The sequence below is a fragment of the Streptomyces sp. NPDC058653 genome, assembly GCF_042716895.1.
GTDB lineage: Bacteria > Actinomycetota > Actinomycetes > Streptomycetales > Streptomycetaceae > Streptomyces.
Window position 1 is genome coordinate 20,757 of record NZ_JBHXRM010000066.1, and the last position, 10,666, is coordinate 31,422.

8 protein-coding genes are annotated in these 10,666 nt (G+C 70.6%); 6 read left to right on the forward strand and 2 right to left on the reverse strand.

The annotated features are described in order from the left end of the window. Positions 1-156 precede the first annotated feature (156 nt). Complete coding sequence (gene glgX / locus ACFWU9_RS34460) at positions 157-2,280, reverse strand: glycogen debranching protein GlgX (protein ID WP_384325020.1); 2,124 nt, start codon at positions 2,278-2,280, stop codon at positions 157-159. Between the two features lie 402 nt (positions 2,281-2,682). On the opposite strand from glgX, the gene ACFWU9_RS34465 reads away from it, so the two are divergent. Beyond that, positions 2,683-3,915, forward strand: a complete 1,233-nt coding sequence (locus ACFWU9_RS34465) for an SAV2148 family HEPN domain-containing protein (RefSeq protein WP_384325021.1) — start codon at positions 2,683-2,685, stop codon at positions 3,913-3,915. A gap of 113 nt (positions 3,916-4,028) precedes the next feature. Further along, positions 4,029-4,751, forward strand: coding sequence for a 3'-5' exonuclease (locus tag ACFWU9_RS34470; protein ID WP_384325022.1), 723 nt, complete (start codon positions 4,029-4,031; stop codon positions 4,749-4,751). Between the two features lie 483 nt (positions 4,752-5,234). Here ACFWU9_RS34470 and ACFWU9_RS34475 read toward each other — a convergent pair whose 3' ends face one another. Continuing rightward, positions 5,235-6,098 (reverse strand): phosphotransferase enzyme family protein, encoded by an 864-nt coding sequence (locus ACFWU9_RS34475; protein WP_384325023.1) that lies wholly within the window; start codon positions 6,096-6,098, stop codon positions 5,235-5,237. Positions 6,099-6,248: 150 nt separating this feature from the next. Here ACFWU9_RS34475 and ACFWU9_RS34480 point away from each other — a divergent pair, with 150 nt between their 5' ends. The 4 genes from ACFWU9_RS34480 to mgt are packed head-to-tail and all read left to right on the forward strand — an operon-like array spanning position 6,249 to position 10,602. Beyond that, positions 6,249-7,187 (forward strand): carbohydrate ABC transporter permease, encoded by a 939-nt coding sequence (locus ACFWU9_RS34480; protein ID WP_384325024.1) that lies wholly within the window; start codon positions 6,249-6,251, stop codon positions 7,185-7,187. Continuing rightward, a complete protein-coding gene (locus ACFWU9_RS34485; protein WP_384325025.1) occupies positions 7,184-8,023 on the forward strand; it encodes a carbohydrate ABC transporter permease in 840 nt (279 codons plus the stop codon). The genes ACFWU9_RS34480 and ACFWU9_RS34485 overlap by 4 nt, the downstream gene beginning before the upstream one ends. Beyond that, entirely contained in the window at positions 8,023-9,345 is a 1,323-nt protein-coding gene (locus ACFWU9_RS34490) for an ABC transporter substrate-binding protein (protein WP_384325026.1), read from the forward strand. The genes ACFWU9_RS34485 and ACFWU9_RS34490 overlap by 1 nt, the downstream gene beginning before the upstream one ends. A 51-nt stretch (positions 9,346-9,396) precedes the next feature. Further along, positions 9,397-10,602, forward strand: a complete 1,206-nt coding sequence (gene mgt, locus ACFWU9_RS34495) for a macrolide-inactivating glycosyltransferase (RefSeq protein ID WP_384325027.1) — start codon at positions 9,397-9,399, stop codon at positions 10,600-10,602. Positions 10,603-10,666 lie beyond the last annotated feature (64 nt).

A 10,666-nucleotide genomic window follows, 5' to 3' on the forward strand; every position in this document is an offset into this window, starting at 1 on the left:
GCATTCGGCACCCGACCGCCCTCGGGAGCGGCAGCGACACGCGACACATCCTGCCAGAACACCCCGGCGTGAGCAGGGCCGGGGTCCGGCCCCGGCGGGGCCCGGCACATGTCCGTGACCCCGCCCGGCCCCGCCCCGGCCCTTCCGCTCGGGCCCCTAGACGGACCGCATCAGCACCGTCATGCTGCGGCCGATCATCGTGATCCGCTCGCCCGCGTCCACCTTCGGACCGTCCCCCGGCGGCACACCCTCCGGGCGCGACGTGTCCACGACGATCCGCCACTGGCTGCCGTGGTCCACGGGCACGGTGAATTCCAGCGTCTGCGCGCTGGCGTTGAACATCAGCAGGAACGAGTCGTCGGTGATCCGCTCGCCGCGCGGCCCCGGCTCCGAGATCGCCTGCCCGTTGAGGAAGACCGTCATGGCCTTCGCGTCGGTCGCGTCCCAGTCGCCCTGGATCATCTCTTCACCCTCAGGGGTGAACCAGGAGATGTCCGACAGCTCGTCGTGCGTCCCCTCCACCGGACGGCCGTGGAAGAACCGCCGCCGCCGGAAGACCGGGTGGTCGCGCCGCAGCCAGACCATCGTCTGGGTGAAGGCGAGCAGGCCCTTGTTCTTCTCGTCGCCCTTCTCGGGCCAGTGCACCCAGGCGACCTCGTTGTCCTGGCAGTACGCGTTGTTGTTGCCGCCCTGCGTACGGCCGAACTCGTCGCCGTGGCTGAGCATCGGCACTCCCTGGGAGAGCATCAGCGTCGCGATGAAGTTCCGTACCTGACGGTCGCGCAGCTCCAGCACCGCGGGGTCGTCGGTCTCTCCCTCCACCCCGCAGTTCCACGAGCGGTTGTGGCTCTCGCCGTCCCGGTTGCCCTCGCCGTTCGCCTCGTTGTGCTTGTCGTTGTAGGCGACCAGGTCGTGCAGGGTGAAGCCGTCGTGGCAGGTTGTGAAGTTGATGGAGGCCAGCGGGCGCCGGCCGTCGTCCTGGTACAGGTCGGAGGAGCCGGTGAGCCGGGACGCGAACTCCGCCAGGGTGCGCGGCTCGCCCCGCCACAGGTCCCGGACCGTGTCCCGGTACTTGCCGTTCCACTCGGTCCACAGCGGCGGGAAGTTCCCCACCTGGTAGCCGCCCTCGCCCACGTCCCACGGCTCGGCGATCAGCTTCACCTGACTGACCACCGGGTCCTGCTGGACCAGGTCGAAGAACGACGACAGCCGGTCCACCTCGTGGAACTGACGGGCGAGCGTGGCGGCGAGGTCGAAGCGGAAGCCGTCGACATGCATCTCCTCCACCCAGTACCGCAGCGAGTCCATGATCAGCTGGAGTACGTGCGGACTGCGCATCAGGAGCGAGTTCCCGGTGCCGGTGGTGTCCGTGTAGTAGCGCGGGTTGTCGGCCCCGAGACGGTAGTAGGAGGCGTTGTCGAGCCCCCTGAAGGAGAGCGTCGGGCCCAGATGGTTGCCCTCGGCCGTGTGGTTGTAGACGACGTCGAGGATCACCTCGATGCCCGCCTCGTGCAGCGCCTTCACCGCCTGCTTGAACTCAAGCACCTGTTCGCCCCGGTCTCCCCAGGAGGCGTAGGTGTTGTGCGGGGCGAAGAAGCCGATGGTGTTGTAGCCCCAGTAGTTGTTCAGGCCGGCGTCCACCAGCCGGTGGTCGTTGACGGACTGGTGCACCGGCATCAGTTCCAGCGCGGTGACGCCCAGTTCGGTGAGATGTTCGATCACCGCCGGGTGGGCGAGCCCCGCGTACGTACCGCGCAGCTCCTCGGGCAGCTCCGGGTGCAGCATCGTCAGGCCCTTCACATGGGCCTCGTAGATGACGGTGCGGTGGTAGTCGGTCCGGGGCCGGCGGTCGTCGCCCCAGTCGAAGTACGGGTTGACCACGACGGCCGTCATCGTGTGCGGCGCGGAGTCCATGTCGTTGCGCGAGTCGGGCCTGCCGAAGTGGTACCCGTACACCGACTCGTTCCAGTCGATGCTGCCGCTGATCGCGCGGGCGTACGGGTCGAGGAGCAGCTTCGCCGAGTTGCAGCGCTGCCCGTTCTCGGGGGCGTACGGCCCGTGGACCCGGAAGCCGTAGCGCTGGCCGGGCATGATGCCCGGCAGATAGGCGTGCCGGACGAAGGCGTCTGTCTCGCGGAGCTCCACCGCCGTTTCTGAACCGTCGTCGTGCAGGAGGCACAACTCGATCCGGTGCGCGGCCTCTGAGTAGACCGCGAAGTTGGTTCCGGCGCCGTCGTACGTGGCGCCGAGGGGATACGTCTGTCCCGGCCAGACCTGCATAGATATGAACTCTTCCACTTCTGATCCGGGTGCTGGGGCTTTCTTCGATCAGATACTCCCCGAAAGAGGCGCAACCTCCTAGGAGGCCCGTTCGGGAGCCGGGCCGGAAGCAGTCGGACCGGCCGGTGCGGTCAACTTCGGGTTCCCTGACCGTCACCCCGTTGCCGGACCGTGTCCTGACGTCGCATATGGCCGGATTCAGGCCATACGACGCCCCTCGTCCGACCCCTCGTCACCAGGCGCAACAGCTATGAATCATCCCACTCCGGTCGAGATCGCCACAGAGAACGCCCGCCCGAGCCAAAGGAGTTGAGAAACGAGCCTGCGCATCCGGCTGCACCTCCTCCCCATTGCGCAGTACCCTTCCTTGATCGTTGAAAGGGGAGGGAAGGCGGTGCGCGGGTGAGCTCGGGAGGGCTGGAGCTACCCCCAGGTGACCCAGGTCACGAGGGGGTTTCCGGCGACATCCCGCCCGGAGCGGTCTCCCTCGCACGGCCGATGGAGATCGGGGCGGAACTGGACTGGGGTCCGGAGGCCTGGACCGAGGTGCGTACGCGCGCCCAGCGGGCCGGCCGGGCCTATATCTGGCTGAATCTGGTCGAACAACGGCTCCGTGCTGTCGTCTCGGCGATTCTCAAACCGATCTACGAACCGGTGCACGGCGACGAATGGGTGGTGGCCGCCGCGGGACCGGCGGGCCAGGAGTGGGTCCAGCGCGCCGTCGCCGTCCGCGAGGTCTCCCGCCGCAAGGGCTATCTGCTCGACCCGGCCGACGACAACGTCCTCAGCTTCCTGACCCTCCCGCAGCTGCGCGAGCTGATGGTGCAGCACTGGCCCGGCTTCCAGCCGTACTTCGAGGACCGCCGGGACGTCGAGCTCGCCCTGGACGAGCTGGAGGTCGCCCGTAACGTCGTCTCCCGCAACCGGGCCCTGTCCGAGGCCGTCCTCGCACAGGCCGAGCGGGCGTCGGCGCGGCTGCTGGAGATCCTGGGCAGCGGGACGGCCGTGCCGTCCGCCGAACGGCTGAGAGTGGACGCCGTGGAGGACCTGGTCGGCGACCGGTACGCGGACGTGGTCTCCGTCCACCCCGACCGGGTCCGCCTCCAGCGGCAGATCCCCGCGGAGGACCTCTTCGGGGGCGCCAGACGCCTCGACGCGGTCGGGATAGGCCTGAACCTCCTCGTGCAGAACTTCTCCGGCAGGCGCCTCGTACGGCTCGCCGAGTCCGGCTGCCGGATACGGCTGCTCTTCCTCAACCCGGCCAGCAGCTCGGTCAAGCGCCGCGAGCGCGAACTGGGTCTCAAGAAGGGCGAGCTGAGCCGCTCCGTGGAGATGAACATCCTTCATATGCGACGGGTCCGCTCCCGGCTCCGCGACCCGGACGCCTTCGAGATCCATGTCTTCGACGAGACCCCCCGCTTCACCGCGTATCTGGTCGACGGGGACGGCGCGGACGGTCTCGCGGTCGTGCAGTCGTATCTGAGACGGGCGCGCGGGATGGAGGCTCCCGTGCTTGTGCTGCGGGGCGCCGGGCGCGATGTGGTGCGGGTCGGCCAGGACACGGAGCACGGGCTCTTCCAGACGTACCGCGAGGAGTTCGAGTCGGTGTGGGCCGACTCGCGTCCCGTCTCCTGACGCCGCCCGTCCGCAGCCGGCGTGCTGAAGCCGCGTCAAGGCTCCGCCCGGCGTTGTCAGTGCCGCGTGCGAAGGTGAATGTCGATCGGGGAGAAGCATGAGGGAGGACCGGGATGGGCTGGCACGGGGAGCCGTTGGTCGGATTCGATCTGGAGACGACGGGTACGGAGCCGCTGGAGGCGCGCATTGTGACCGCCGCGGTGGTCGCGGTGCGGGACGGGGCGGTGGAGGAGCGGCGGGACTGGCTGGCCGATCCGGGCATCCGGATCCCGGAGCAGGCGTCGGCGATCCACGGGGTCACCAGCGAGCGGGCGTCGGCGGAGGGACGCCCCGCGCGTGAGGTGGCGGACGAGATCGCGGCGGCGCTGACGGGGTACTGGACGCGGGGGGTGCCGGTCGTGGCGTACAACGCGTCGTTCGATCTGACGCTGCTCGCGGCGGAGTTGGCGCGGCACGGGCTGCCGTCGCTGAACGACCGCATGGCGGGCGGGGCGATCGGCCCGGTGATCGATCCGTACACGATCGACCGCGCGGTCGACAAGTACCGCCGGGGGAAGCGCAATCTGGAGGCGGTCTGCACCGAGTACGGGGTGGTGCTGGACAGCGCGCACGACGCGGGCGCGGACGCGCTGGCGGCCGTGCGGGTGGCGACGGCGATAGCGGGCCGCCACCGCCAGGTCGCGTCCCTGACGGCGGCGGCGCTGCACGAGCGTCAGATCTCCTGGTACGCGGAGTGGGCGGCGGACTTCCAGGACTTCCTGCGCCGCAAGGGCAACACGGAAGCGGTGGTGAACGCGGACTGGCCCCTACGCGCACTGGTCCCGGCGGCGGGCTGAACCCCGACCTCCGGCCTCGCGGGCCGTCTCCGTCCCTGCGGGAACGTCTCCCGCAGGCCATCTCCGTCCCCTGCGGGAACGCCCCCGGCCCCTGCGGGACTTAACCCTGGCCCTGCGGGCCGTCCCCGTCCCCGCCGGAACATTCCCGGCGGCCCTGCGGTAACGTCCCCGGCCCTGCGGGAATGTCCCCGGCCCCTGCCGGAACATCCCTGGCCCCGCCGGACATCCCCTGCCGTGTGGGCCGTCTCCGGCCCGCCGGACCTCTCCGGTCCGGCCGGACATCCTCAGCCCCGCCGGCGTTTGAGGCGCGGGGTCCGGGGCGGAGCCCCGAGAAACAGCCCGCCCGGCGTTTGAGGGCACGGTCGAAGGCCGTACGGGGTCCGGGGCGGAGCCGCATATCGATACTGGTGGGAAGGGGAGGGTAGGGGAACAGGCCCCGCGCAGCGGCCCCCACACCCCGGACCCACCCGCCCGCACGACCCGTCAGAAGGGGTACCACCGCACCTCGGGATCACCCTCCCGCAGGGAGTCCACCCGGCGACGGAATTCCGCGAGCGCCTTCGGGTTCGTCGGCGCGTGCTGCGCGACCCACGCACAGCTCGCCGTCTCCCGCGCCCCACGCAGCACACCGCACCCGCCCCAGTCGCGTACGTCCCACCCGTACCCGGCGGTGAAGCTGTCGTACGCCTCCGGCGCCATCCCGTACCGGTCGCGGGAGAGCGCCATCACCACCAGGTCGTGCTCGCGCAGATCGCTGGAGAAGGTCTCCAGGTCGACCAGGACGGGCCCGTCCGGGCCGACATGGACGTTGCGGGGCAGCGCGTCGCCATGGATCGGCCCAGGAGCGAGGTGCGGGGTGAGCGCGGCAGCGGCGGCGGCGAACCCGTCCCTGCGCTCACGCAGATAGTCGGCGTCGGCCGGATCGATCGCGTCGCCCGCGATCCGCAGCCACCGCTCCACACCGCCGAGCAGTTCCCTGCGCGGCAGTTCGAACGGCGGCGCGGGCAGGGCGTGGACGAGACGGAGCAGCGCCGCGAGGTCGGCAGGGCCCGCGGGGCGTACGGCGTCGGGCAGCCGCCGCCACAGCGTCACCGGGTGGCCGTCCACCGTACGGACCTTGGGCTCCGCCGCCCGTACGGCGGGGACGCCGCTCGCCGACAGCCAGTCGGCGACGGCCAGTTCACGCTCGGCGCGGGCCAGCAGCTCCGGGGCCCCGGCCAGGCCCCGGCCGACCTTGACGACCAGCTCGCCGACGCCGAACACCGCGTTCTCGCCGAGCGCCAGCAGCTCGGCCCCGTGCGCCAGTCCACCCGCGTCCAGTACGGCCCGCGCCCGTGCCTCGTCCATCGGAACTCTCCCGTCGATCTCCCCCCCCGGCCAGGCCCCAAGTCTCGCATTCAGGCAGGTTGGGTTGACGAACCCCTCGCTCGTCAGCACGATGACGGAGGCCGCCGGGGCGGCCATCCCCCACCAAAGCCGCCCGAAGGAGCCGAATCCGTGACACTGGCGACCGCGAAGGCGCGGTCAGGCGAGAGAGCCCCGGGGGAGGGCCGGCCACGGGAGAGAGTGGCCGACCGGGGCGCCTGGTTCCTGGTGCTGCCGGCCCTGATCCCCATCCTGGTGCTCAGCGTCGGCCCGCTGCTCTACGGCATCACCCTCGCCTTCACCGACGCGCAGTCCGGCCGCACCGAGCCCACCGAGTGGATCGGCACCCTGAACTTCCGGGACCTGTCCCACGACACGCTCTTCTGGGAGTCGTTCCGCATCGGGCTGGTGTGGGCGGTCGGGGTCACCGTCCCGCAGTTCGCGCTCGCGCTCGGCCTCGCCCTGCTGCTCAACCAGCGGCTCCGCTTCCGCTGGCTCGCCCGGGCGCTGGCGATCATCCCCTGGGCCATGCCCGAGGTGGTCGTCGGCATCATGTGGCGCCTCGTCTACAACGCCGACGCCGGAATCCTCAACGAGACGATCCGTGACGTCGGCCTCGGTGACGGCCGCGACTGGCTCACCGGCCTTGCCACCGCCCTGCCGGCCGTGATCGTCGTGGGGATCTGGGCGGGCATGCCGCAGACCACGGTCGCGCTGCTGGCCGGACTCCAGAACACCCCGGACGAACTGCACGAGGCGGCGGCGCTGGACGGCGCGGGCGCCTGGCGCCGGTTCCGTACGGTCACCTGGCCCGCGCTCCGGCCCGTCGCCCTCGCGATCACCGCCCTCAACTTCATCTGGAACTTCAACTCCTTCGCCCTGGTCTACGTCCTGACCAGCGGCGGCCCCGGCGGCCGTACCCGGCTGCCCATGCTCTTCGCCTACGAAGAGGCCTTCCGCTACGGCCAGTTCGGCTACGCCGCCGCGATGGGCTGCGTCATGGTCGCCGTCATCTCCGTCCTCCTCGCCCTCTACCTGGTGGGACGGATCAAGGGAGGCGAGGGGAGATGAGTCTCCGCACCGGCCGGCCGGCACGCGCGGGGCAGTATCTGGCGCTCCTGTGCTATCTGGTCTTCCTGGCGTTCCCGTTCCTCTGGCTGATCTCCACCGCCTTCAAACCGGCGCGGGAGCTGGGCAGTCTGCATCCCACCTGGATCCCCGAGGGCCCCACCCTGGAGAACTTCCGGCAGGCGTTCGACGAGCAGCCGCTGCTCAGGGCCGCCGGCAACAGCCTCACCGTCGCGCTCTGCGCCGCGCTGATCGCCGTGGTCGTCGCGACGCCGATGGCCTATGTGATGGCCCGCCATCGCGGCAGGCTGGCGACGGCGGCGACCGGATGGGTCGTGGTCAGCCAGGCGTTCCCGTTCGTCCTGGTGATCATCCCGCTCTTCCTGGTGCTGAAGAACCTCCAGCTGATCAACTCGCTGTTCGGGCTGATCATGGTGTACGTGGTGTGGTCGCTGCCGTTCGCGCTCTGGATGCTGGTCGGCTACGTACGGGCCGTACCCGCCGAGTTGGAGGAGGCGGCGGCCGTCGACGGCGCCGGGCGGCTGCGTACGCTCGTCTCGGTCACGGCGCCGCTGCTCGCCCCGGGCATCGTCGCCACCGCGATGTTCGCGTTCATCACGGCCTGGAACGAGTTCTTCTTCGCACTGGTCCTGCTCAAGACCCCGGAGAAGCAGACCCTGCCGGTGATCCTCACGCACTTCCTCGGCGCGGAGGGCGTCGCCGATCTGGGGCCTCTCGCCGCGGCGGCGTTCCTCGCGACGATCCCCTCGCTCGTCATCTTCGCGATCGTCCAACGACGGATCACGGGCGGCATGCTCGCCGGGGCGGTGAAGACCTGATGCGTAAGAGAACACGGCTGCCGGCGGCCGCCGCCGTCCTGGGACTCCTGTTCACCGGCTGCTCGGGCTCGGGCGACGACGGCGGTTCGGCGGACGGGCGCATCACCCTGCGCTTCCAGTCGCTCGCCTGGCAGGACGAGTCCGTCGCCGTCAACAAGGAGCTGGTGGAGGAGTGGAACGCCGCGCATCCCGATGTGCACGTCGAGTACGTGCAGGGCAGTTGGGACAGCGTCCATGACCAGCTCCTCACCTCCTTCGAGGGCGGTGAGGCGCCCGACATCATCCATGACGCGTCCGACGACCTCGCCGACTTCGCGTACGGCGGCTATCTCGCCGATCTCGACGGGCTGCTGCCCGACCGGCTGAAGCGGGACATCCCGGAGCGCAGCTGGGAGACCACGGCCTTCGGTGACGGGCTCTACGGCGTGCCGTTCCTCCAGGAGCCGCGTGTGCTGATCGCCAACCGGAAGATCCTCGAAGCCTCCGACGTGCGGATTCCGACCGTCGACAAGCCGTGGAGCTGGGCGGAGTTCAGATCGGCGGCGAGGGAGCTGACGGCGGGCGAGGGGCGGAGACCCTCGGCGGGGCAGGCGGAGTACGGGGTGGCGTGGCCGCTCAAGGACCCGGTCTCCGCGACGCTCAACCTCAGCCGGTCCACCGGCGGGCAGCTCTTCCACCGGGGCACGGACGACAAGGTGAGGATCACGTACACGGACGCGGACGCCGAGGTCCCCGCCGTCATCCACGACCAGGTCAACGAGGACCGCAGCGCCTCGGGCGCGACGCTCGGCATGGGCGGTTCGGACACGCTGCCGGGGTTCTTCGGCGGGAAGTACGCGATGGTGCCGCTCGGGTTCTCCTACCGGCAGCAGATCATCCAGCAGGCGCCGGAGGGCTTCGAGTGGACGGTGCTGCCGTCGCCCGCCGGGGCCGAGGGCGCGACGCAGGGGGTGAGCCCGCAGACCCTGTCGGTCTCCGAGGACACGCGGCACAAGGAGGAGGCGGTCGCGTTCATCGACTTCCTGCTCCGCCCCGAGAACATGGTGCGGCTCGCGCGGGGCGACTGGATGCTCCCCACGGGTACGGCCGCGCTCGCCGACCCGTCCCTGCGCACGGAGAAGGACGGCTGGTCGACGGGGGCGGCGCTCGCGCCCGGGCTGCATCCGGCGCCGGCGCAGTCGGTGCGCGGATACCCGGAGTGGAAGGACAAGGTGGCGACGCCGGCGCTCCAGGAGTACTACAGCGGTGCGATCGACCGCGCCGAACTGGAGAAACGGCTGGTGGAGGACGGCAATCTGGTGCTGGCCCGCTACCAGCGCTGAGCCCTCAGTAGGGACGAGACGTCTCGTCTCGCTTCATGTTACGGTGAGGCCATGACCTCACGACAGCGTGCCCATATCGCCATGTTCTCCATCGCCGCCCACGGACACGTGAACCCGAGCCTCGAAGTCATCAGGGAACTCGTGGCGCGCGGGCACCGCGTCAGTTACGGCATCCCGGCCTCGTTCGCGGAGAAGGTCGCCGCGACCGGCGCCGATCCGGTCATTTACACCTCCACCCTGCCGACGGAGGAGGACCCCGACGCCTGGGGCACCGAGCTGGTCGACAATCTGGAGCCCTTCCTCGCCGACGGGATCCAGGCGCTGCCCCAGCTGGCCGAGGCGTTCGAGAACGACCGCCCCGACCTCGTCATCAGCGACATCACGTCGTACCCGGCGCCGATCCTGGCGCACCGGTGGGGCGTCCCGTATCTCCAGCTCGCCCCGAACCTGGTCGCCTGGGACGGTTACGACGAGGAGGTCGCCGCCGCCCAGCTCGCCCTTCTCGCCGAGTCCGAGCGCGGCCGTGCCTATCGCGCCCGCTTCAAGGCGTGGCTGGACGGGACCGGGACGGGGTTCGACCAGGACCGGTTCGTCGCGCACCCCGAGCGGGCGATCGTGCTGATCCCGAGGGCGCTCCAGCCCTTCGCCGACCGGGTGGACGCGTCGGTCTACACCTTCGTCGGTGCCTGCCAGGGGGAGCGGGCCGACCAGGGGGAGTGGGAGCGGCCGGCCGGGGCCGAGAAGGTGCTGCTGGTCTCGCTCGGTTCGGCGAACACCAAGCAGCCCGCCTTCTACCGCGCCTGCGTCGAGGCTTTCGGCGCGCTGCCCGGCTGGCATGTGGTGCTCCAGATCGGCAAGTTCGTCGATCCGTCCGAACTGGGCGAGCTCCCCGGCAACATCGAGGTCCACTCCTGGGTGCCGCAGCTCGCCGTCCTCAAGAAGGCCGACGCGTTCCTCACCCACGCGGGCGCCGGCGGCAGCCAGGAAGGGCTTGCCACCGGTACGCCGATGGTCGCCGTACCCCTCGCCGTCGACCAGTTCGGCAACGCCGACATGCTCGTCCAGCTCGGCGTCGCCCGGCGTCTGTCCATGGAGGACGTGACGGCCGAGGCGCTGCGGGAAGCGGTCACCGCGCTCGTCGAGGACCCCGAGGTCGCCCGCAGGGGCGAGAAGATCAGACAGGACATGGCGAAGGAGGGCGGCACCCACCAGGCGGCCGACATCATCGAGGACGCGCTGCCGGTACGTACGGCGTGACGACGGTCGGGACCCGCGCACGCGCCGGCGCCGTACGCCCGGCCGGCGGAGACCGGGCGGGCCT